Annotated in this window: 27 protein-coding genes; 25 read left to right on the plus strand and 2 right to left on the minus strand. The window is 67.8% G+C overall.

All coding sequences use genetic code 11. From position 1 onward, the window contains the following. Positions 1 to 37 precede the first annotated feature (37 nt). The 13 genes from ABZ893_RS35320 to ABZ893_RS35380 all read left to right on the plus strand — a co-directional run bounded on the left by ABZ893_RS35320 (position 38) and on the right by ABZ893_RS35380 (position 12274). Positions 38 to 226, plus strand: coding sequence for a hypothetical protein (locus ABZ893_RS35320; protein ID WP_361412314.1), 189 nt, complete (start codon positions 38 to 40; stop codon positions 224 to 226). A 155-nt stretch (positions 227 to 381) separates the two neighbouring features. Beyond that, complete coding sequence (locus ABZ893_RS35325) at positions 382 to 1158, plus strand: hypothetical protein (RefSeq protein ID WP_361412316.1); 777 nt, start codon at positions 382 to 384, stop codon at positions 1156 to 1158. Positions 1159 to 1618: 460 nt separating this feature from the next. Next, positions 1619 to 2074: a hypothetical protein gene (locus tag ABZ893_RS35330; RefSeq protein WP_361412318.1), complete on the plus strand. Its 456-nt coding sequence runs from the start codon at positions 1619 to 1621 to the stop codon at positions 2072 to 2074. 187 nt (positions 2075 to 2261) lie between these two features. Further along, positions 2262 to 2624, plus strand: coding sequence for a hypothetical protein (locus ABZ893_RS35335; RefSeq protein WP_361412320.1), 363 nt, complete (start codon positions 2262 to 2264; stop codon positions 2622 to 2624). Next, the gene (locus tag ABZ893_RS35340) at positions 2621 to 3007 is read left to right on the plus strand and encodes an RRQRL motif-containing zinc-binding protein (protein ID WP_361412322.1); all 387 of its coding nucleotides are present in this window, start codon (positions 2621 to 2623) and stop codon (positions 3005 to 3007) included. Before ABZ893_RS35335 ends, ABZ893_RS35340 begins: the two co-directional genes overlap by 4 nt. A 12-nt stretch (positions 3008 to 3019) precedes the next feature. Next, positions 3020 to 4150, plus strand: coding sequence for a hypothetical protein (locus ABZ893_RS35345; RefSeq protein ID WP_361412324.1), 1131 nt, complete (start codon positions 3020 to 3022; stop codon positions 4148 to 4150). Continuing rightward, positions 4147 to 4314, plus strand: a complete 168-nt coding sequence (locus tag ABZ893_RS35350) for a hypothetical protein (RefSeq protein WP_361412326.1) — start codon at positions 4147 to 4149, stop codon at positions 4312 to 4314. Before ABZ893_RS35345 ends, ABZ893_RS35350 begins: the two co-directional genes overlap by 4 nt. A gap of 289 nt (positions 4315 to 4603) precedes the next feature. Beyond that, the gene (locus ABZ893_RS35355; RefSeq protein ID WP_361412328.1) at positions 4604 to 6238 is read left to right on the plus strand and encodes an FtsK/SpoIIIE domain-containing protein; all 1635 of its coding nucleotides are present in this window, start codon (positions 4604 to 4606) and stop codon (positions 6236 to 6238) included. 162 nt (positions 6239 to 6400) lie between these two features. After that, entirely contained in the window at positions 6401 to 7417 is a 1017-nt protein-coding gene (locus tag ABZ893_RS35360) for an NlpC/P60 family protein (RefSeq protein ID WP_361412330.1), read from the plus strand. A 2-nt stretch (positions 7418 to 7419) separates the two neighbouring features. Then, positions 7420 to 7701, plus strand: a complete 282-nt coding sequence (locus ABZ893_RS35365; RefSeq protein ID WP_361412332.1) for a hypothetical protein — start codon at positions 7420 to 7422, stop codon at positions 7699 to 7701. After that, positions 7701 to 8948, plus strand: coding sequence for a hypothetical protein (locus tag ABZ893_RS35370; RefSeq protein ID WP_361412334.1), 1248 nt, complete (start codon positions 7701 to 7703; stop codon positions 8946 to 8948). Before ABZ893_RS35365 ends, ABZ893_RS35370 begins: the two co-directional genes overlap by 1 nt. Before the next feature lie 12 nt (positions 8949 to 8960). Beyond that, on the plus strand, positions 8961 to 10031 hold the full coding sequence (locus tag ABZ893_RS35375; RefSeq protein ID WP_361412336.1) for a hypothetical protein: 1071 nt from the start codon (positions 8961 to 8963) through the stop codon (positions 10029 to 10031). Further along, positions 10028 to 12274, plus strand: coding sequence for a hypothetical protein (locus ABZ893_RS35380; RefSeq protein ID WP_361412338.1), 2247 nt, complete (start codon positions 10028 to 10030; stop codon positions 12272 to 12274). The genes ABZ893_RS35375 and ABZ893_RS35380 overlap by 4 nt, the downstream gene beginning before the upstream one ends. 64 nt (positions 12275 to 12338) lie before the next feature. On the opposite strand, the gene ABZ893_RS35385 is transcribed toward ABZ893_RS35380, so the two are convergent. Beyond that, the gene (locus ABZ893_RS35385) at positions 12339 to 13292 is read right to left on the minus strand and encodes a 2'-5' RNA ligase family protein (RefSeq protein ID WP_361412340.1); all 954 of its coding nucleotides are present in this window, start codon (positions 13290 to 13292) and stop codon (positions 12339 to 12341) included. Positions 13293 to 13610: 318 nt separating this feature from the next. On the opposite strand from ABZ893_RS35385, the gene ABZ893_RS35390 reads away from it, so the two are divergent. The 5 genes from ABZ893_RS35390 to ABZ893_RS35410 all read left to right on the plus strand — a co-directional run bounded on the left by ABZ893_RS35390 (position 13611) and on the right by ABZ893_RS35410 (position 16454). Further along, positions 13611 to 14222 (plus strand): 2'-5' RNA ligase family protein, encoded by a 612-nt coding sequence (locus ABZ893_RS35390; RefSeq protein WP_361412342.1) that lies wholly within the window; start codon positions 13611 to 13613, stop codon positions 14220 to 14222. A gap of 344 nt (positions 14223 to 14566) precedes the next feature. Then, entirely contained in the window at positions 14567 to 15040 is a 474-nt protein-coding gene (locus tag ABZ893_RS35395; protein ID WP_361412344.1) for a hypothetical protein, read from the plus strand. Positions 15041 to 15238: 198 nt separating this feature from the next. Continuing rightward, complete coding sequence (locus ABZ893_RS35400) at positions 15239 to 15361, plus strand: hypothetical protein (protein WP_361412346.1); 123 nt, start codon at positions 15239 to 15241, stop codon at positions 15359 to 15361. A gap of 130 nt (positions 15362 to 15491) precedes the next feature. Continuing rightward, positions 15492 to 15938: a protein kilB gene (locus ABZ893_RS35405; protein WP_361412348.1), complete on the plus strand. Its 447-nt coding sequence runs from the start codon at positions 15492 to 15494 to the stop codon at positions 15936 to 15938. Between the two features lie 147 nt (positions 15939 to 16085). Further along, positions 16086 to 16454, plus strand: coding sequence for a hypothetical protein (locus ABZ893_RS35410; RefSeq protein WP_361412350.1), 369 nt, complete (start codon positions 16086 to 16088; stop codon positions 16452 to 16454). Positions 16455 to 16594: 140 nt separating this feature from the next. On the opposite strand, the gene ABZ893_RS35415 is transcribed toward ABZ893_RS35410, so the two are convergent. Continuing rightward, positions 16595 to 16735, minus strand: a complete 141-nt coding sequence (locus tag ABZ893_RS35415; RefSeq protein WP_361412352.1) for a hypothetical protein — start codon at positions 16733 to 16735, stop codon at positions 16595 to 16597. Positions 16736 to 16866: 131 nt separating this feature from the next. On the opposite strand from ABZ893_RS35415, the gene ABZ893_RS35420 reads away from it, so the two are divergent. The 7 genes from ABZ893_RS35420 to ABZ893_RS35450 all read left to right on the plus strand — a co-directional run bounded on the left by ABZ893_RS35420 (position 16867) and on the right by ABZ893_RS35450 (position 21785). Then, positions 16867 to 17487 carry a hypothetical protein gene (locus ABZ893_RS35420; RefSeq protein ID WP_361412354.1) on the plus strand — a complete coding sequence of 207 codons (621 nt, stop codon included), beginning with the start codon at positions 16867 to 16869 and terminating at the stop codon, positions 17485 to 17487. A gap of 365 nt (positions 17488 to 17852) precedes the next feature. Beyond that, positions 17853 to 18788 carry a hypothetical protein gene (locus ABZ893_RS35425; RefSeq protein ID WP_361412356.1) on the plus strand — a complete coding sequence of 312 codons (936 nt, stop codon included), beginning with the start codon at positions 17853 to 17855 and terminating at the stop codon, positions 18786 to 18788. A gap of 78 nt (positions 18789 to 18866) precedes the next feature. Then, complete coding sequence (locus tag ABZ893_RS35430) at positions 18867 to 19010, plus strand: hypothetical protein (protein ID WP_361412358.1); 144 nt, start codon at positions 18867 to 18869, stop codon at positions 19008 to 19010. Positions 19011 to 19173: 163 nt separating this feature from the next. Continuing rightward, a complete protein-coding gene (locus ABZ893_RS35435) occupies positions 19174 to 19635 on the plus strand; it encodes a hypothetical protein (RefSeq protein ID WP_361412360.1) in 462 nt (153 codons plus the stop codon). A gap of 79 nt (positions 19636 to 19714) precedes the next feature. Beyond that, positions 19715 to 20131, plus strand: coding sequence for a hypothetical protein (locus tag ABZ893_RS35440; RefSeq protein WP_361412362.1), 417 nt, complete (start codon positions 19715 to 19717; stop codon positions 20129 to 20131). Between the two features lie 184 nt (positions 20132 to 20315). Beyond that, positions 20316 to 20963, plus strand: a complete 648-nt coding sequence (locus ABZ893_RS35445; protein ID WP_361412364.1) for a MucR family transcriptional regulator — start codon at positions 20316 to 20318, stop codon at positions 20961 to 20963. 51 nt (positions 20964 to 21014) lie between these two features. Then, positions 21015 to 21785 carry a hypothetical protein gene (locus tag ABZ893_RS35450; RefSeq protein ID WP_361412366.1) on the plus strand — a complete coding sequence of 257 codons (771 nt, stop codon included), beginning with the start codon at positions 21015 to 21017 and terminating at the stop codon, positions 21783 to 21785. The last annotated feature ends 370 nt before the right edge of the window (positions 21786 to 22155 follow it).

Raw genomic sequence — 22155 nt, forward strand, 5'->3', positions numbered from 1 at the left:
ACGCAGAGCAGAACCAGCGATCGGAGAAGAACGGTCGATGAGTGCTCGCCAGACCGACGACTTGTTCGTCCGCTACATGAGGGCGTTCGAGGACTCCACCAAGCACACCGCTGACTGCCCGGCCTGCCAGGGCGAGACGCCGTGTGCTCAGGGGACCTTGATCCACGAGCGGTTCGCGACTCTTCAGGACGCCTACCGCGACCGCCAGTCCAAACAGCAGCGCTGATACCCGGCATTGCCTGTCGCTCCCGCGCCGACCGGGGCGGGGACGGCAGAGAGCGCCGGGAGCTCCCGCTCGCTCCGGCCTTTCCGGCCGTCAAAACAGAACACCGAGTCCGGTCCGGGGTGTGTGTACCCCCGGGATCAACGAAGGGACATCTCATGAGCTTCGGTCGTACGCACTCCCTGTCCGGCGAGCAGGTCGCGGAGATTTTCAACGTCCGTCTCCGCCCTCACCTCCCGAAGTACCTGTCCAAGGTGGAGCCGAACACCTACTCCGTCCGCTACGTGTTCCTGCCCTTCACGGGCCGCGAGCCCGAGCCGATGACGCCGGAACGTTACTGGGAGGACCCGAACCTCGCGTTCAAGCACATGGACGAGGAGGCCGGCCGCGCAGTCGCTGACGAGGCCGAGTATGACCTGCGTGAAGCCGCCCGTTTCCTGCTGGACAACGTCTATACGGAGGCCCGCATCGAGTGGAGGAACGCCCGACACATCGCCGAGTTGAAGACGGTCGTCCAGGACACTGGCGCCCGGTGGAAGGCCCACAACCTGGCCAAGCGGGCCTGCGAGGCCGCGTTCGCGTACCTCCGTGACCCGGCGGCAGCCACGGAGTGGACCTCCGCCATCTCCCGCCTCGTCGACGCCCAGGGCACCTACATGAAGGCCGCTGGCGCCTTCGATGAGCGCGCTCAGGAGATCGCCGAGACCCACGACCGGCACTTCCACGAGGAGATGCTCGGCGACAACGAGGCGCTGATCGCGGCGGGATACCCCGACGGCAAGGACTGGTACATCACCCACTCCGACTACTACGGCCGGAGCTACCGCGGCGAGTACGACGAGCGCACCCTTGCCGGACGGGCGCAGTCCCTGATCAAGGAGCAGGAGGAGCATGTCAGGAAGGTCGGCAGCCTGGCTGGCGGTGCCGTTTCCTGAGGCTTCCGGACGTGCTCCAGCACTCGCCCGTCGAACATCGACCGAAGGGACGCCCGATGGCCACCCCCACGCTGATCACTATGACCGGCCCCGTCGCCTACGCGAAGGCCGTGTCACATGCTCAGTCCGCGGCCGAGGCTGCTGAGAAGGGCTCCTTTGAGCGGGCCCGGACCATGGCCGCTGTGGCGGAGGCCTTCGCGGCCATCGCCACTGCCGAAGCCACTGCCCGTATAAGCGCGGAGCCCGCCCGGTACCCCGAGGGCGGATGGAAGGAACACACCCACCCCGAAGACCGTCCGTGGTGGGCCCGCTAAACGCACGAACGACCGCGGCGGTCCCCGGCTCGTACATCGCGGGCCGGGGCCGGCCGCGGCTGCTCGTACGGGTGGCCAAACGACGACGACCCCGGGGGCGCAACCCCGGGGTCGTCCAGTCAACGGAGACCTTCAGGGAGGTTCTCGTGACCACAACGATCATGGCACGTCCGGGCGTTAGCGCGGTACAGGCCGCGAACCCCGAGTACGCGTGTACGGCCTGCGGAAACTGGCACGCCGGACCGTGCCCCACCGCGCAGATGCACCGCCTGGTGACGCACATGGTGCGTCACGCGGACGCCCGCATCCCCGTCGGCCGAAAGGCACGGCGCACGCTGCAGGAGATGGCGCCCGGCTACGAACGGCAGCCTGTGCTCATCCTGCACCGGCCCACGATGGCCGACGATGCGTGCGTGCTGTGCGGCCGCTGGAACTGCAACCCGGCCAACTGCCCTCCCCAGGCATCGACTCCGGCCCCCGCGCCGGTCACCGGCGGCGGCCAGCAGTGCGATCAGTGCGGCGGAGTCTTCGGCGCCGTCCCCGGACCGCCGGCCACGCTCACCGCCTGGACGTGCGGCACCTGCCTCGCGCTCGGGCGCTGATGCACCACCTCATACATGCGGCCCGGACAGCGCAGCACCGTGCAGCCCGGGCCGCGTCCAGCATCGGCGCCACCCACCCCCACACACGCCTGCTCCTCGCGGTCGCCTCACTCGCGGCGGCCGCGGCGTGGGAGGCCGGGCACCACGTGGCCGACCTCCACACAACGCCCGACCGGAGGCCCAGTTCATGACTCAGACACAGATGGCGAAGCGCCGGCCGCTGGACGCGGCAGGCAACGACGACTCCCTGTTCTCGGCCGACCACGCGGTGACCAGCCAGGCCACCTCGCTGCGCCGGGCCGCGACCACGGTCGGGCCGGCGGAGAACAACCACCGCCAGGAGGACGAAGACGAGGGCGCGCCCCGCTTCGACATCCCCGACGTCCAGATCATCGGCACCATCTACAAGCTCAGCGTCCAGACCGACGCGCGCGGCGCTGTCCTCGTCGCGTACAGCCGTGACGCCGAGACTGGCAGCATCGGGCGCTCGTTCCTCCGCCTCGACCGGGCCGGGGCCGAGTACATCCGGCGCCGCCTCAGCGAGCTGTGACGCGGTTCTACGACCCGGACGGCGAGGAACACGGCATCCCGACCTACCCGAAGAAGCTTGCGCCGGACGGCCTGGCCACGCGGCGGCAGTTGCGTGACGACGGCCTTCGGCCAGGAGGTCAGGACGTCGCCGCGCAGATCCTCTGGTACGGCCGGCGCGATCCGCGCACTCGGATCCGTCCCGTCCGCGTCGCCTTCCTCTACCGCATCGACCTGGCCCTTCCCGTCCGGCCGATGACGCCGGGCCGGTGGCGCGCGGTGCACGCCATGCTGCGCGCCCGCCGCACCTGCCCCGTCTGCCAGGTCACCTACGACTACGTGATGCCGACGTCTCTGGGCTGCTGCCCAGGGTGCGCCGGCGACCCGGTCGCGCTTGCGGCCTGAAGGAGCAACAACATGAAGTTCTGGACGAGCAAGAACACGAACGAACCCAAGGACGAACCCGGCACTGCCCGGTGGTCCTCGCGGGCCTGGGTGCTCGCCGTCCTCGGCGCTTTCACGCTGGGCGTGGCGGCGCTCTCGATGAAGGTCACCTACTCGATCCTCGTACCGCACTTCGGTCCGTGGGCCGTGCCGACCGTCGGCGCGCTCGACGCGCTGTGGGTCGTCCTCCAGGCGACCGAGATCCTCTCCGGCAATAACAGGACGCGCGTCAATCGCGTCCGCTGGGCTGGTCTGGCCCTGACAGCTGTCCTTGCGGCCGTACCCCCGGCCGACCTGATCCTGACGAGCCGTGGCGCCGGCCTGGACCTGGCCGTGGTCCTCACTCCTGTGGCGATCGCACTGACCAAGGGCGTCTGGTGGCTGGTCCTCCCGTCTCTGGGACGCAGCGTCTCGCCGAGCACCCGTCAGGCCATCGCCGACCGGCGCCAGACCGTCGTCGACCGGCTTGAGGAGATGGAAGCGGAAGCGGCTCACAAGATCGAGCTGCTGGGGGTCGCCAAGGACCTGAACCTGCGGGTGACCAAGGCCGAGACCGAGTACCGCCTGTCGGCGCTCAAGGCACAGCAGGAGATGACCGACGAGCTGCACACCCAGGCCCAGACGACCGCGCAGACGATCAGCAAGAAGGTACTCCCGGAGCTGGTTTCGCAGATCGAACTCCCGGAGTTGGAGGGGTGGGAGCCTGCCGCTCCGGAGCTGCCCGTCACGCCCGTCACGCAGGTCAGGGCCCTGATGGGCCCCGAGTCCGGCACGCCTCGCGTCACACCCGTCACGCTCGAAGAGCTGGCCACCGTCGCGGGTGTGACGGTGCCCCGGCCCGGAGAGCCCCTGGACGACGACCAGCTCGACGTCGTCGTGCGGTATCTGCGCTACAGCGACGACCCGCCTCGTTCGTACCGGGCGACTGCGAAGGCGATGCGCGAGGCCGGGTTCATGGGCAGCGAGGAGCGCGTGCGTCACGCGTGGCGCGAGGTGGTGAGCAAGGAGTCGGTCACGAGTCCTGACGCCGCCGAGACGAACAACGAGACGGACGAAGAGATGGACGACGAGGCTGAGGAGCCGGCTGAAGGGACGTCGCGATGAGCACATTCGAGTACGTGGTGGGTCTGGTGTTGGTGGTGTGGGGGCTGGTCCTGTTCATCGCGACGCCGCTCGCACTGGCGCACAGCCGGACGGAACACGATCACGGCCCTGACTGCTGGTGGTGCCATCCGCACCTGCCGGGCCGCCGGCGCGAACAGCAGTGAGACACCACCTTCGAACCCCATGACCGTGGGCGGGGCAACTCGTTGTCCCGCCCGTTGGTCCGGCACCACCGAGACAGCCCGACCCTTCGCGGGGCCGGGCTGTGTCGCGACTGCCGGAAACCGCAGTCGGCTCAGGCTGACCCGGCGAGCCATTCGGCGAGCGAATTCGGAAACGAATCTGTCGCAGACCCGCAGGGCAGACCCGGCGAAGCCTGACAAAACCTCAAGCCGCATATGCAAGCGGCAGTTATCATCGGCAACTCTTCGATCCAGAAATGCAGGGGGGAGTATGGGACGAAAGAAAGGCCAGAGCGGCGGCCAGGCCGAGGACCTTTACGGTCATGTGGCCGGGGCGATCGGCGGGCTGGGTTTCGTTTTTGCGGGCCTGACTGCCATCAAGGTCAAGCTCGGCCTCAACTGGCCGGCGACCGTGGCCCTTGCCGCGGCCGTACTGATCGCACTCGGGTGGGCGGCCTGGTGGGTTAAGACCAGCGTGATCCGCTTGTGGGCCAAGAAGCCGTCTGAAGGGCCCTCTAAGGCGCTGGCTCAGGAATCCCCGACCAATGGGGCGGACGATGCCCAGGCGGCCGTGTCGCATCCAGAGCTGACTGCGGCCCTGACCCGAACCGGTGCCATCGGCAAGGACGAGATTGTCCGCGCCGACGAGGTCAGTACGGAAAAGCTGCCGGGTATCGGCACGAGGCACACCTTCCTGGTGCCCGAGGGCCGAACTCACGAGGACGTCGCGAAAAGGCTTGGGCCGATCGCGTCGATGCTCAACGTCACGCGTCTTCACCTTGCGCTGGAGACGTCCCGGCACACCGAACGTGAAGTCAGGCTCCTGAAATTGGACGAGCCGCCATTCACGCACGCGTTCTCTGCCCCCACTCGGCAGGAGATCGAGTCGTTCGCTGGTATTCCGCTCGGTCACGATGTCACGGGCCAACTTACCGGAGTGCCTACGTTCGATAAGGCCTCCATGTTGGTGGCTGGCATGACGCAGATGGGCAAAACCACGTTGGTCAACGGGCTCATCACATGCCTGTTGATCGCCTACGGAGAATTCGAGCTCTACTTGCTCGATGGAAAGTTCTGTGGGCTGACCCGGTTTGAGCCGATCGCAACCCGCTATGAGTCGTCCGACGACCCGGCCGTTTTTTGGAGTATGGTCCGGGAACTGAACGCCCGTGCGGACAGCCGGTACGCGGAAATCACGGAAGCAATCCGTAGCCGGAAGCCCATTCCGAAGTTCAAGCCGGTAATTTTCATCGTGGATGAAGCGGCTGACTTTTTCGCTTCCGGCGCCACGAACGAAGAGAAGGACCAGGCCCGGCAGATTGCCGAAGATACGCGGTCGCTGGTCTCGAAATCCCTCGAATCAGGTATCTCCACGGTACTCATGACGCAAAGGCCTTCACAGAACGCCATTCCCGTCATGGTGAGGGATCAGTTCCTCTACCGGTTGTGTCTTTACGTGGCTTCTTCGGGCACGGTCAAGGTTGCTCTCGGGGACACCTATTTCGAGACGGTGGCACCGATCAACGCGGCACTTCTCGACCCGGACATCAAGGGTCAAGGCGTCCTCTTCGCTAACGGACGCTCGGTGCTCATCCGAGGATTCAACTTTGAGGATGAGTTCATCTGGAAGGTAGTGGACGAAAAAGCCGCCAAGCGAATGGAAGCATTCGAAGCGCTCCCCGAGGAGACCCCGCTTCGGCAAGCCATCAACGTGATGCAGGACAAGGGCGTGGACTTCATGACCACACCCGACATGGCCACATCGCTCGGAATCATGGAATCGGATCCGACGGACCGCGGAAAGAAGCTGAAAGCGCTTCTCGGCGTTCCGGCCGGCAGGGGTGCGAAGGGCGTTCGGGGCTACCACCTGGACGACCTCCTCGCCGCGGCTATGTCCGATTCGTGACCGTCACCCGGCACCGACGAAGCACCGTCAACGCACCGCCACCCGACCGCCACCCGGCGGGCAGGGTGGCGGTCGGGTGGCGGTGCCGTGTCGGTCCCCTGTCGGTGCCAGGTGACGGTCCTGACCAGGGAAAACAGTGAAAATGGTAGGAGGGGGAAGATCTTGCGATCTGGCACCGCAGCAGCCGCGATCGGCGCGGGAGCGACCGTGGTCGTCATCGCGGCCGCGTACATCCAGTCCGCCAGCGACAGCAACCCGGCTCTGAACGCCGCGCTCAGCGTCAGCGTCCCGGCCAAGTATCAGAAGCTGATTGAGGATGCAGGGCACACCTGCTCCGACATCTCGCCGAACTTGCTGGCCGCGCTCATCACCCAGGAATCCGGTTTCAATCCGCGAGCCAAATCACCAGTGGGCGCTAAGGGCATCGCTCAGTTCATGCCGTCCACATGGAATAACGGCGCCGGGATCGACGGCGACGGCGACGGCAAGGCCAATATCTGGAATCCGAAGGACGCGATCCCGTCGGCAGGAAAGCACCTCTGCGACATCGCGAGCCAGGTGAAAGACGTTCCAGGAAACAAGCAGAACAACATTCTCGCCGCGTACAACGCGGGCGCTGGAGCGGTCAAGCAGTACCACGGTGTTCCTCCCTACCGGGAGACCCAGAACTACGTCCGGTCGATTTCCGCTCTGGCTGGACAACCCAACAAGGGCGGAAAGGCGGGAACTTCCGTCACCGCCCAACAAGCAGCCACAGCCGTCAACGCGGCTCAGGTAATGCTGGGAAAGCCCTACTCGTGGGGCGGCGGAAGCACATCCGGACCGAGCACCGGAACGTGCTGTTCTCCCCGGGGATTCTCCGGGGAGAACATCACGGGCTTCGACTGCTCCGGTCTGACGCTCTACGCCTTCGAGAAGGTCGGGATCATTCTTCCCCGCACAGCCGCGGCACAATATGCGGCATCCGAGCCTGTAAAGCCCGAAGACATGCAGATCGGAGATCTGGTGTTCTACGGCTCCACCGCATCGAACATTCACCACGTCGGTATTTACGTCGGCGGCGGCTACATGATCGACGCGCCACGCCCCGGCACCAAGGTGCGTTTCTCTCCGCTCGATTCCATGCGCGACTTGTTCGGCGTCGCGCGTCCCGTTCACAGCAGCACGAAGGAGATCTGAAAGTGTTCACCACCGCCAAGAACGTCGTCCTCGCCGCGCCGGTCGACCTCAGCAAGGGGTTCGGAGATTTCTTCGGATCGATCGGGCTGACCGGCACGGGCCTCGTGATGAAGGGCGTCGCGGCAGTGATCGCAATTGTCGCGCTTCGTATGCTCATCCAGATCCCGGGTAACCCCAAGCACGCTCTGCGGAACGGATCGGTGGGACTCGGCGTGCTGTTCGTCGCTGTGGTTCTCGCGATGTACGGACCTGACCTGTTCTCCACCGTGACCAAGGCGCAGTAATGGCAAACTGCGACGACATCAAAGGGCCGGCACACGATTACTGTGTGAGGGGGAACGGAAACGGGCCCCCCGACTTTAATCCCGGTCCGGACGGCAACTCCGCAGGCGGACAGTCCCCTTCCGAGAACCTCAGGGATTTCGCCGACTACCTCATCAAGAAGATCGAGCACCTTGTCGCACCCGACCAGACGTGGGCACCGAAAAGCGCCGACAGCGCGATCTTCAGCCCGTTCCTGTGGCTCGGTCAGCATCTGGCCATCGCCATCTTTACCTGCGTAGTCGTTGTGTGCGCTCTGTCCGCGTGGCAGGGCGCACCACGCCTCCGGCAGATGGGCTACTCGACCGGGTGGACGCTCGCGGCCACCATCGGAATGGCCTCCGTGCCCGGTTTCGTCTTCGGACTGAACCGGGCAGTTTCCCAGGCATTCAAGATCGCTTTCGACTCGAACGAAGGCACCCTGTTCGGCACCATCAAACGCGACATGGTGAAGGGCGCGGACTCCGGTAACCCGCTGGCGATCGTGCTCATCATGGGGGTGCTCTGCGTCGCCATCGCGGTCGCCATGCTGGTCTACCTGACGCGCAACCCGGCGATTCTCGCGTTCGTCTGCATTTCGCCGCTGGTGCTCGCGTCCCTTGCCCGCGAGGGCGACGTGCAGGCGGTCCAGGCGTGGGCACAACGGCTGTTGGGGATCATCTTCGCGCCGCTCATCCTGCTCATGGCCTCGCCGTTTGTGGCGGCGTTCAAGGGCTCGCTCATCATGGACGCGGTGATCCTGGCCGCCGCGGATTTCCTCATGCTGAGGATGATCTTCCACGGGATTCCGTACTTCGGTCCCCGGATGGCGCGGGGCGCTCGCCGAATGGTGGAGAACCACACCCCCAGCCCGATGCTGCACATGGCGGCCCGGGCGGCAGTGCCCGACTTCCACGAGCAGGAAAACGCCCCGCGCGGACCGCGCCACGTCTCCACCCCGGGCCGTGCCATCGCTAAGGACAGCGACGTCCTGTTTGCCTCGTACGGCCTCAAGCGGCGTCCGCGGCCGGGACGGCTGACGACGGACTCCGTCATCTCCCAGATCAACACCGACTCGGCCCGCACGCAGCAGCTCACCGCCGCGCGCCGGCAGGCCCGGGCCTCCCAGCTGGGAGGCCCGAGCCGGACGCCCACCACCAGCCCCACGCCGACGCCCAGTTCGCCGACCTCGTCCCGCTCGGGCGGGGCCGGCGGGCAGGCCACCCCGTAAGGAGGGTTCTCCGTGTACACCCTGACCCCCGGCTACCGTGTTCCTGCCATTCAGCGCGGGCTCAGCCCCGCCGAGGTCGTACTGACCAAAATCAACGCCGGGGCAGGGGCCGCGATCCTGGCATCTGGACTGGTCGAGCAGCCGCCCGTGTGGGCGTTCGGCCTCGTCGCCGGGGTCGCCGGACTGATCAACGCCTCGCCCGGCCCCCGCTCCATCGCCCGATGGGCGGGGGTCGGCGCACGGTACCTGCGTGAGCGCACCACGCCCGACCTGGCCACCAGCGGCACGACCAGGACGTGGACGCTGTACCCGGACCACGGCACCATGCAGGACAGCTACCAGCGGGCCGCGTTCCACGAGGCGTTCGCCCGTGCGTTGACGTTCGCGTCGGGACAGGCCCGCACCGCTGGCATCCAGGTGCACGTGGCCCACCACGCTGCGGTCGACGAGTACACCGAGCACACACAGACGGTGTCCGTGCACATCCCCAAGAACCTCGTGGCGCAGCCCGAGCGCACCATGGGCACCATCGAGGGCGAGTTCGCCGAACTCGGCTACCTGGAGGAGGTCGCCGCCGCGCCCGCACCGGCCGTCGTCGAGCGGTCCGGTTCCTGGGTCGCGCTCGAGGACGGCCGGTACGCGTCCACCGCGCGTATCACCGGGTGGCCGGCGGAGACGGACGGCGACCTGATGCCCAGGTTGCTGCTGGGCAATCAGGAGTCGGACCGGTCGCTGGCCGTGCTCTACCGACCGCTCCCCGCCGCACAGTCCCGCCGCTCCGCGAAATGGCAGGACGCGGCAGGCGCCGCGTTCACCAACGACAAGATCAAGCAGGACGAGAACGAACTGTCCGTGGGGTCCACCCGCGTGGCGCTCGTTCAGGGCGCGTCCCTGGTCGACATCGACGCCTACCTGACCGTATGGGGCGCCAGCGCCGACGAGGTCATGCAGGCGCGCTGGGACGTCGACCTGGTCGCCGACCGATTCCGCATCTCGCGCGAGTGGCTCACCGGCCAGCAGCACCGCGCACACATCATGACCACCCCGCACGGGGCGTCCACCCGGAAAGGGGCCATCCTGTGATCCGACTGCCCGCGACGCACGCCGCCATCACGGCGCCCCTGGTCGCCTCCACCACACGGTTCCCCGGCATCCCGATCGGCCGCTCCGAGACCGACGGCCGCCCGTTCTCCCTGTCCCCGGTCCTGGTGGACGCGCAGATCCTGCCCGCCACCAACAGCCTCGGCCTGGGCGGACTCGGCTCGGGCAAGAGCACGACCGGCAAGCTCCGCGCCCGCCGCGAGGTGCTGAAGCATCGTCACCAGTACGTGGTCATCGACAGCTACGGGGAACAGTCGACGCAGACCCAGGCCCAGGAGGGCGAATGGGCGCCGCTGACGCGCTCCCTCGGCGGGCAGGTCATCGAGGCGGGCGCGTTCACGCTGAACCCCTGCTCGGCCGAATTCCCTGACGAGGTACGCGAGCAGCTCGTCCGCTCTCTGATCGGCGCGGTCGAGCCCACAGCCCTTACCCCGCAGGCCGCGCACGCACTCCAGCACGCACTCGCCAGCCCGAAGGCCAGCGGGCTCAGTGGCCTGGTCGACGCACTCCTGCACCCGGAAGACGGACGCTGGCCGGCGGCCAAGCTCGCGGAGTGGGGAGAGGGCGCAGCCATCGCCCTCGACCGCTACACCGAGGGCAGCCTCCGAGGACTCTTCGACGGGCCGAGCGCCGGCCTTCCCGAAACCAACCTGCCGATCATTTCCTTCGACTTCACTCGACTCGACAGGAACAGCCCCGCGATCCCCGCCCTGATGGCCGCCGTCGCGTGCTGGGTCGAGCACGTCTGGCTGAAGCAATCGACGGCCGTACACCGCCACCTGGTGATCGAGGAGGCATGGCAGATCCTCCTCTCGCCGAGCACCGCAGAACTCATCCAGCGGCTGCTCAAGAACTCCCGAAAAGCGGGCCTGTCGCTCGACGTCATCATGCACACGCTGTCCGACCTCGGCGAAGGCCGTGCGCAGGACCTCGCCCGCCTCTGCGATCTCGCCTACGTCGGGCGCCTCGGCCCTGAAGAGGCCGCCATCGTGGGCGCGATCCTCGGCCTGCCTGAATGGGCCATCAAGAAGATCCCCCGCCTGACTCCCGGGCAGGCCATCTGGAAGGTCGGCCAGTTTGTCGACGTCATCAAGACGGCGATCCTCGACGAGGACGAAGCGGAGCTCACCGACACCTCAAAACGCCGCCGCGAAGCCCAACAGGCTGCCTTTGCAGCCGATGCGCCGGTCTCGCTGGACAAGAACGACGACGAAGCCACCAGGGGACTGGAAGCGGACTTCGAGTACGAGGAACCGGCCGCAGCGATGGAGGCGGCGGACGACCAGCCAGCCGATGCGCTGACCTTCGCCCTGCCGCCCACCGTGATCGACACCGTGTACTCCGGTCCTCAACTCGACGACCGGCACCTGGCTGTGCTCGAAGCCGCTCGCGCCGGCCGTCTCAACGAGGCCGCCGACCTGGCCGCAGTCGGGGAGCGCCAGGACATCAGCACGCACGGCCTCAACTCTGCCCAAGCGGCGGCCTGGCTCGTCACCCGCGCCGAGGTCGCCGATCTGTCCGGAAATCCGACCCAGGCAGCTCACCTGCGCGCTACCGTCACCCGCATGGGGAACAACGAAGGCGCCGCCTGGTTCGAGACGTACACGGACAACGACACCTCCACCCCGATTCACCAGGTCCCCGAGCCGCCCACGCCCGCGCCCATGTCGGCGCCCATGACCGACGACGACCAACCACAGCCCCGCGGTCCTCGCCGCGCCTGGCCCTACGTCGCGGCGGTCGCGGCCCTGGCCCTCACCACCGCGGTCATCTGGCAGCAGGCTGACGACGACCAGAAGGCGGCTGAACAGGCTGAACAGGTGGCCTCGTACAAGGGCGTGTCCGCCACCAACCTGAACATCGACGGAGTCAAGGCAGAAACACTTGCCTCATGGAGCAAGGACGGCCGCTCGGTCGTCCTGAGCGCGTCCGTTGACTGGAAGGATCGCCCCAAGATCGTCCGCATAGATTCGGCGGACCAGACCGCGAAGGAAGAGACCCACCCTCTGCAGAAGGGCGAGATTCCCATGCCGATCGAGCTGGAGGTAGAGGTGCCGGTCAAGAGCCGGTACCAGGCCGTTCGGCTCACGATCGCTGTCGGTGGTCCGCACTGGAAGGCGGGCACACGAGCTCAGCACCGCGAGATCGAGTTCCGCCCGGACCGAACAGCCATCGACACCAAGACGGGTAAGCGTCTTAAGCAGGAGCACTCGTCGTTGCTCTGAACAACTTGGGCCCGGTCCGACTCCGTAGAGTCGGGCCGGGCCCTTTTTGGGTTGTACCCCGGAGTTACAGGCTCTTCTCGTTCGTCTGCTCCAGGCCGTCGAGGCGTTCCCAGAGTCGGCGGACGGCGAGGGCGAGTGCGGCCTGGTCGGATCCGTCGAGTCGGCCTGATGAGCGTGCCTCGGGTGAGGCGTATTGGCCGTCGTGGATCCGGCCGGCGCTCAGGGATACCCCGGTGTGCATCAGGCTGCTGCTGACGCCGATCCACCGCTGGTCGCCACGGTGCTCGATGCGTTCCATCTCTGGGCTGACCCATGTCGAGCTGGTGGCCGTCTGCCACCCCATGACGTTGATGATGGTCTGCGCGACGTCGCCGGCGTGCAGACCGGGGACGTCGGTGGTCCGGCGGTTGCCGTCCAGTGGCAGTGAGGCGAGGGTGCGCCAGGTGATGGTGGATCCGTCGTGCCATTGCTCGACCAGGTGCAGGCGGGTGGCGTGCAGAGTGTGGGACAGCGGGCCGTCAAGATGGGCCAGGGACTGGCGGAGGTCTCCTGCGTCCACGGCCTCGGCGCCGGCTGCGGTGTAGGCGATCGACATGTGCGGGTACCGGCTGGCCGCGAGCTTGAACTCGCCGCCGTGGTGCTCGTCCAGAAGCGCAGTCAGCCCGTCCACGAGCGAGGTGAACGGCTCCCCGGGCCAGCCGCTGATCTCGACGGCGACCGGGCCGACGGCGGGCCGGTCGAACGTGAGCCGGAACGGCCTTGTCTGCCGCGCGAGTTCCTGTGTGCCCGCGATCAAGGCGTCGACATCGACGTGCTCGGCGGTCATACCGACCGCGTGCACGAGAGTGCAGTGCAGCCACTCACTCGGAACGCGGACCAGGCCGGGCCGGGAGAACCGGTCGGCGGGGTAGGCCGACAGCAGTTTCTCGGCCTCCTCCGGCGACGGCAGCAGATGCCAGTGCAAGTCCCTGCGCCCGGCCGGCCAGACCTTGCCCACCCGCGCGAAAAAGCTCTCCATGCTCTCTTCCTCCCCTGCCTGATCCGTCGGTAGAGCCTGTCAGCCCGACAAGCTGGGCTGGACCCCAGGGGGCCAAAACTGATGGCCAAGTACCCCTGCCTCAGGAGGGCCCGCCCCCTTTAGGGTGGATCATCTTGATCACGACGGAGGCATTTCGTGGCGCAGCTCGGCGACGAGGAACGGTTCACGGCGTACGCACGGAGTTTCGCGCCGCTGTTCGCTGACCAGGGGGACCGGCTCGGAGTCGTCCCAGACGAGTGGTTGCACTGGACGGTTCAGTTCCCTGTCAAGTCAGCGTGTTGAGATTCGGGACTCGCCATGGAGACCTTCTTCGACTCTGCACGTGTGCGTACCTGGGCGAACGGTCCCTTCCTCCACTTCCTCGTTCTTCTGAACCGCCACGACGACTACCGCGCCTACGCACGTGCTCACCGCGACCTTTTCAGCGGGTTCGATGAGCACCTGGGTGTGGTGCCCGAGGAATGGCTTCATTGCACGGTTCAGGGGATCTACACCCCGACGACTGCAGAGCAGACCGAACAGCTCATCAACGCCACCCGCCGGGAAGTCGCGGGGATGCGCCCGTTCACCGTGCAGATGGGCCCGACCTGGCCGGGCGTCACCGGCGTGACCGTGGCCATGTACCCGGAGACTGGTGTGGCCGAGCTCAATAAGCGGGTCCGGGCGGCGGCCGAAGCCGTGCCCGGCATCGAACTACGTCCAGGGTCGGCGAAGTTCTGGGCCCATTCGACGTTGGCGTACGCGCGGGATGGCGACTTGGACGACCGGCCCCTGAACCGGGGGCTTCGCTCGCTCCGTCCCGAGCGGGTCGACGTCACCATCGACCGTGTCCACCTTGTCAACCAGCGGCAGGACCCGGCAGCGGGGTACTACACGTGGGAAGTCGTGGAAGAGTTCCGATTCCTATAGATGACGGATAGGTCAGGAAGCCAACTCGCCTGAGTGAGTGTTTGAGATCCCCGGCAGGTCTTCGCTGTGGTCTTGCTCGGCCACGGCCCTGGGGGCTGTACTGGTAGCTGGGGCCACCTGGAAGAAGGCGGGTTCCACCGTGATCATCGGCCTTTCCGGCGTATCCGCGTGAAACGGACCTCAGTTCCGTCGCGGACTGGCGTCACCGTGACGCTTCCACGGAACGGCAACTTCTGCCCCACCCTTCACAGTGCGGCTTTGACCTGCGTTTCTTGGGATCTCAAACACGCACTGAGCCTTGGAACAGTTCGCCTTACGACACCCCAGGGAAGGAAGATGTCGGCATGACGACCATCACCGAGCAGTCGCGGGAGTGGCAGGGCGAGGGCGGCCCCGCCGAGTGGACGCAGGCATGGGACCGCGCCCGTGAGCTGATCGGCACCCGTGCCGACCGCTTCAGCGAACGCGACAGCGACGGCTCGCAGGAGGACGGGATCTCCGCGCTCGCGACCGCCCTGTACATCACGGCTCGAGAGCGGCGCATCGTGCCTGCCGCTGTGCCCCGGCAAGCCGTCGACGAACTCGTTGACGGGCGTCCTGGGGAGACCGACCTCGATGTCGTCCGGAGGTGGGAGGTGCACCTGGAACACCTGGGGCATGACGTCGATGACAGGGCTGACCCCGTCTCCACCCGCTGGCACCGCCTTCGGTACAACCACGACCCCGAGCTGTACTGGGACGACGCGTCCGCGCGTCATGGATACGGCCTCACCGCCATCCGCTACGTGCTCAGCGACCACGTGGCGCTCGCCTTCTGAAGCCGTCCCCTCGCAGTCGAAAACGCCGCGTCTGGACGGGGAACCGGCTGCCGCTGGAGAGCGACGACATTCGATTACCTGCTCGCCAAGGAACGGCACACCTCGTCGGCGCGGTCACCCGCGCAGACCTTGAAGACCTGGCCGGCCTCGACGCTGGGACACCCCGGCCCGGACGGCTCACGGAAGCGTGGTCCGTGCGTGATGCCGCCCGAGCCCGACCCGGACTACGCCGACGCCTCCCTGCGCGACGTCGACCAGCCGAGCGAGAGTGCGCTCCGCCGCCTGCTGGCACCGCGTCACAGCGACCGCCTGCCGCTGTGACGAGGCGGGCCTGCGCGCCCGGTTAATCACTGGTTCCCACGGAAAGCGATGCGCGCCTCTTGAACATTGCCTCACAGTGAGGCAATGTTGGGGTTGTGCGCACCGGCGTACACCGTTGAGGGGGACCACCATGATCGGGACCATCATCGCCATCCTGGGCACGCTGGCTGGAGCCGCTCTGTCAGCGCTGCTGCAGGGGAGGCAGGCGCGCACCGCCCTCACCGGCGCCGAGGCCGTGGCACGGCGTCAGGCGGCCGTGGACGCCGTGGCCGACCTGGTCGCCGCAGTAGCCGCCCACCGAGCCGCCATGTGGCACCGCGAGTCCCTGCGCCTGGAGGGCGAGGACTGGTCCGAGGCCCGCGCCGCGAGCCAGACCACCCGCGCCGCGATCAGCGCCCCCGCCGTGCGCGTCGCGGTCCTGGCCCCCGCCCTCCGTACGGCCGCCGACGCAGCCGCCCGCGCGTCCTACGCACTGCGCGATGCCGAGACCACCGAGGACCTGGCCGCCGCCCGAGCCGCGTCCCTCGCGGCCCAAGAGCAGCTGGTGACCGAGGCCGGCCACCTGCTCGGCATCTGACGGCGAGCCCGAGACCGACCGCGTCAGCTAACCCCGCACCCTGCACAACAACCTGCACCGGTGGAGCGATGACCGTATGCCGAGGGCGGCGTGCAGTCACCCAGGTACCGGAACCCTCCACCAGCAACCGATCGAAGGAGCACCTCCATGGATGCGCTGCTCGGCGACTTCGCCCGCCGCATCAACTCCGACCCCGACCGCATGTTCACGCCGGATCGGCTCCTCACCGTCCTGACCCTGTCCGCTCGGCTCACCTACGACACGGCCGGCGCGGACAACGCCGCGTTCGAGTCGTGGTACGCGAACAAGTCCGGTACCTGGCACACCCGTGAGGCCCGCGAGAAGGCCATCAGGGAGGCGCGCGAGTTCGCTGACTACGTGTGGAACGAGGCCACGGACGATGCCGGCGCCGCGCACCTGCTGCTGCTTCGGGGTGGCGAGGAGACGGTGACGGCCGCCGAACTGGTCGACCGGATCACCGTCATGACGGCCGCTGGTCTCGCTATCTCCGCCTGACCACTGTCCGATCCGCCCGACACGCTGCGGGCGGTGAGGAGACCTGGCCAGCACCCACGAAGCCCGCCCCGGATGTACCCCAGGACGGGCCTCTCAACTACACCCCCACAATCAAGAAGGGGGGCGCCGTCGTGCGCTCATCATCCCACCCCCCAGCCAACCGTCTGCTGCTCACCGACGCCGATCGCGAAGCCGCGGCCGACGAGTCCGTCGCCACGTACGAGCTCGCTGTGCAGGCTGAGGACAAGAGGCTCGCCACGTACTCCGAGCAGAGCGGACACCCTGTCGAGTTTCTCCGCGCTGGGCTCTCCCGCCGGGAGAAAGAGGCATGAGCTACCGCTACGCCCCCGCGACGTCCCACGCTTGCCGTCCTTCTCGAGCAGTCCGAGCCGATCACGAAGCAGGTGCCCCGATGACCGACATTCCTACCGAGGTCGAGCCGTCCGAGGGGCAGACCGTCGCGGACGAGTTGCACTCCCAGACCCCGAGCCGCCGCTGGTTCCGGTCGCCGCTGGTCCGCCGGTCCCGCCTCGACGAGGCCGAGCAGGACGTCGCCGTGTACCAAACCGAGGCCGCCAAGCAGGCCGAGAACGTGGGTGACCTGTACCGGCAGCTAAGTGAGAAGGGGGCCCAGGCCGTTGAGGCGGAGGACCGAGCGACGGCCGCCGAAGAGACCGCGGCGGGGGCCGAGCACCGGATCAGCGAACTCAAGGAACAGCTCGCCGACGCGGAGCGCCGGCTGCGTGTGGTCGAGGAGATGCGCGAGCCCCTCCTCTCCGAATTCAGCTACATGGAGAAGCTCGCCACACACCTGCAGCAGGGCGGGCGGGACCTGGTCGCCGTGTTCACGAACGACGACGCGGATGAAGTAACCCTCGACAAGATCGGCCAGATCCTCAGGCGGCACGCACACCGCTTCGATCTCCCCGCCGGCGACCTCGCCAAGATCCGACGGAGGCCTGAACCAGCCGACTCCGATGATGATGAGAGTGACCATCTGCCGGGCACGGGCATCTGTGCCGCTGGCGCCTGACGGCTGGACGCATGAGGAAGGGCCAGCCCCCGAGTGATCGGGGGCTGGCCCTTCCTCATGCGCAACGGGGATGTACGCGCTTCCCAGGGCCTGCCTAACGGCTGGCGCCTGCTCGACCAGACGCTCGTCGACAGCGGGCGCCCGGAGCGGAAACGCAGAGCACGCCTCTTGAACATTGCCTCACAGTGAGGCAATGTTGGTGTTGGGCCCACCGCCGACTGAGCGGGGGACGCCGTGCTCGTAGCGGTAGGCGGCGCGTAGTAGTCGTCGAGCGCTGACCTCGGAGCCCGGCCCTGGCCAGTCTCTCCCCGCCTGAACCGACTGCACGGCCATTACCCCAGAACCCCAGAGACGGAGACCGCAGCATGACCGACACCACTCCCGTCCGTGACAGCAACGCCGAGCCGACCGAGCAGGAACTTCGCGACCTCGCCGCCAAGCACGACATCGACATCCCGACCCGCCCGCCCCTCGGCCTGGTCCGACGCAGCCGGTTCGACGACCTCGCCGATGACCTCGTCACCGCCCTGGTGGCGCTGGCCAAGGCCAAGGACGACGTGCGCTATTGGATGGGGCGCTTCGACGAGGCGCACGACCGCGCGACCGTGTCCCGTCTTTCCGAGACCGCAGCGCGTACCGCCTACGACGTCGCCAACGAGCGCGCCAACAAGGCTGAGGGGCGACTGAAGCAGATCAAGGAGCAGCGCGAGCACCACCTCACCGACGACTCCCACAACGTCGCCCTCCTCGCCCAGGTACAGCAGGCCGGCCGCGACATCGTGGCCGCCTACGCGAAGGGCGCCGACGAGAGCAGGGTCCTCGACGAGATCGGCCGGGTCCTCGTCCGCCACGCCCACCGCTTCGACGTCCCCCCGAGTGACCTCGTCACCGTCCGCCGCCGCATCGAGGAGACCGCCCAGCTCCGTGACCGGCCTGCACCGTCGGCGTACCTCGACGACGAGGGCGGAAGGCAGGAGCCGGACGCCGAGGAACGCACCGCCGAGCAACAGACCGCCCCGGCACCCGGGCCCACCCTGGGCATGACGGATGCCGAACTCCTCGCCGCGTCGTACCGGTACGAGCACGAGTCGACCGCTCCCGCCCTCATCGCCGACCACCTGCCGGTGTGCGCATGGTGCACGCAGGCCGTGTCCGGCCTGCCGACCGACACCCTGATCGAGGCCAGCCGGATCGCGCGGGACACCAAGAAGTCGGACGCGCTGTACGTCCTGCTGCTGGAATTCGAACAGCGCGGGCTCCTCGGAACCCACAGCACGACCGCCACGGAGGCCACGACATGACCGAGCCGTGCGACTCCAACGCCGTCCACGTCTACTACCTGCCCGCCTGAGCGCCTGTTCCTGAGCTACGGAGCCGTCATGCCCAAGAAGGTTGTCGTGACCGATGTCAACGGCAAGACCACCGAGACCGTCGTCAGCGACGACGCCACTGCCCGCCATTACGAAGACCTTCCCTTCGAAGCCGACCACATCAGCAGCGTCACCGTGACCGACGCCGACTGAACAACCCCACATCGGCAGCAACAGGCGGAGGAATGGCTTCCGTGACCCCATGAAAGATGGCCCGCACTTGACGGTGCGGGCCACTTTTGTAGCGCGCTATAGACGCATAGCTATAGCGTGCTATACGGTTGGGGTGTTCTCAGCGACCCAAGAGGAGCATCCGATGCCCAACGTCACTGCCGAGCAGGTCAAAGACCTCTACTACGAGGGCCACGTCACCGAGATCGACCGGGGCGACGGCTTCAGCCCGGTCACCATCGACGACGTCACCGCGCTGATGCAGTCCAGTGGGATCACCCCGGACGACACCGACGAGGATGGCAACCCCGCCGAGCACATGTGGGAAGTCCTCGCCGAATCCCTCAACACCAACGAGTTGGGGAGGCCGACGAGTGACCGGCAGTCCTTCGCTCTGCAGGAGGTCGCGGAGGCCCGCTTCGCCCTTGATGAGGCCGAGCGCCAGATCGCGGCGTTGAAGGAGCAGCTCGACGTCGATGCGCGGGAGGAGCGCCTGCGCGAGGCGATCCGCGCCGCCCTTTCCACGAAGGCGCCGCGGCAGGCCATCGCGGACGAGGCGCGGCTCTCGATCCCCCGCCTCTACCAGATCCGAGACGGACGGCGCTGATGTCGCCCGATCTGACCAACTCGCTGGAACGCGATGTGATCACGTGTCAGGGACTGTTCCGAAGGGGAGACCGTTGCTCATGACCGAGACCGGCACACTGGATCTGACCCGTGCCGCCTTCCGGCGTCGCCGGGCCCGCAGGGCGCCGGTGGCGACCCTGGCGGACGGGATCACACCGAGCGACGGCCCGCCGACCGGCCCCGACGTCCTGGTGGAGTGCGACATGGCGCCGTACTGGGGACTCAATCCCGAAAGGTTGGAAGCGCTCCGCGCCGACCTGGCCATCCTGCTGGGGATGCGGGCCCTGGGGGCTGGACTCGTTCCGGTCGAAGAGGTCGGCTTCGACCTGGTGTGGCGGTACTGGAGACTGCCGTGGGTCGACCAGAAGAACATGCGGATCCACTTGCACCCGTGGCCGTTCCGCTGCATCGGCAACCTGGGCGAGCACGTCTACCTGAGGGCCTGGCAGCGGGTCGCCTCGGGTGGTGAGGCATGACTCGGCCTGAGCACATTCATGACGGCCTGCGACAGACTCCGACGGAGCTGACGCGCGCACGTATCTACCAGATCCGCGACCGCCGCCGATGACCGCCGCAACCGGCGATTTGGCCTCCCGCCTGGCCAGCCGGCGGGAGGCGGAGCCCCTTCTCGGGTATGCGCCAGGCAGCCTCAGAGCCGTCATGCAGCAGCAGCGGGGCCGCTGGCCCGACCCGGTGGCCTGCCGGGTGAAGGGGCGAGCCCTGCTGTGGGATTTGAACGCCTTGCGCGCTGCGGCTCGCCAGGGCGGTACCGGGTCCCGACGCCCGTCCGGTGCCGACGCCGACGGCATCGTCACGTGCCTGTCCTGCGGACGCCGCTTGCGCTCCCTCGGCCCCCACCTCGCCCGCGCCCACCGGATGACGGCCGCCGAGTACCGGGCCGAACACCGCCTCCCAGCCACCGCCGCACTCATGGCCGACGAGGTACGCGGTGCTCTGTCACAGGCCCGCACCTCCGCGATGGCCGACGACCCGGACATCATCGGCCGGATGCGCGCCGCAGCGCTCCCCCAGCAGGAACTGGCCCGCCGATCTTCCGGCGCCCGAGCCGCCACCGACGGCCTGCCTGCCGTGCAGACAGCACGAGCCGCCGGCGCCCGTAGGACTCTGCCCGCCGCCCAACAGGCCCGCCGCAACGCCCTGGAAGCCAAGGCCAGGGCTGCTGGCTTCGACTCGATGACAGCAGCGATCGACGCGACACGGCACCTGCCGAGCCGGACAGCAGCACAGCAAATCGGCATCGCCGCGAGCACCGTCAACCGGTGGCGGCGACGCTCCGAACACCGCTGACACAGTGACTCCTGTTCTGGCGACCGCCTGACCACGAATGCGAGGCCGAAGATGACCAGGATGTGGCCGCCCGGCGGCGGTACCCGTCGACCGCTCGCCCCGCGCGTCGCTGCGCCCCGTGAGCCGGTCGACCCGGCCCGCATCGGCCGCCGCGTCGTACGGCGCCGGGCGAAGGGCATGGACGCCGCCGCTGTCGCGGCGGCCCTCGAGGAAGCAGGGTTCGACGCGCGGCAGGCGTCCCGGTACGAGGACCTGGCCGGCGATGTCCGCGGCCCGGCGGAGCTCGCGGAGTGGGAACGGATCGACCAGCTGCTCGCCGCCGCGACGGCGGGCACCGCCTACGACCCGGACACCGACGATGTCGTCCGGGTCGAGCTCGCCGCCGAAGCTGCGGCGGCCGCCGCGCGGGAAGCCGAGCTGCGCGAAGCGATGCGGATCGCGGCCCGCGCCGACGAGCTCCAGGCGCTGCGCGAGCTGGGCACCCTGGAGCAGACCGAGCCCCGCGACGGCGACGAAGCCGTACGCGACGAACTGACCTGCCGGGCGGGCGGCCACGTCCAGGCCGACGTCGACGCTTGGCTCGCGCACGCGTTGGCCGGGCACCTCGGGCACTACCGCGACCTGGCCGCACGCGAGGAAGCGGCCGGCCTTCTGACACCGCCGGTCCTCGCGCACGCCGCGCTGCTCGCCGAACTCGCCCGCCTGGTCCCCGGTGCCGACGTTGACGAGCTGGCGTTCGTGGCCCGGCTCGCCACCACCGAGCCGGAAGCCGCCGGCGCGCTCGCCGCGTTCCTCGCCCGCGTCGAAGGAACCCAGGCCTGAACGACGGCCAGAAGCTGGGAATGGTGGGCCGGGAAGAGCACAGTTTTGCGGGTTTGATTTGTTCTATGCGCCCTTTTGGCGCCTTCTCGGCCCTTTTTCAGGCCTGCCTTTCTTGTTGGTGCGTCTTTTGTTTTTGGGCTTGGGTCTATTTGGGCTGGAGCTGGAATGCTGCTCGATATCTATCCGGTTTCTGTATCTTGGTGGTGTAGACCTCTCCTTGAAGCCTGATGCTGAGTCAGGTTGCGGGGTGTGATGGTGTGTCGGGTGTGTGGTTGGGCTTGACAGGGGGTCAGTCTGGCTGCATTCTGTAGTGGTGAGGGAGGCGCTGGGAGCGCGACCTGGTGACCGGAGGCCCGCAGGGCTGGAGGGA

Origin of the sequence: Streptomyces sp. NPDC046821 (genome assembly GCF_040645335.1) — a bacterium.
GTDB lineage: Bacteria > Actinomycetota > Actinomycetes > Streptomycetales > Streptomycetaceae > Streptomyces.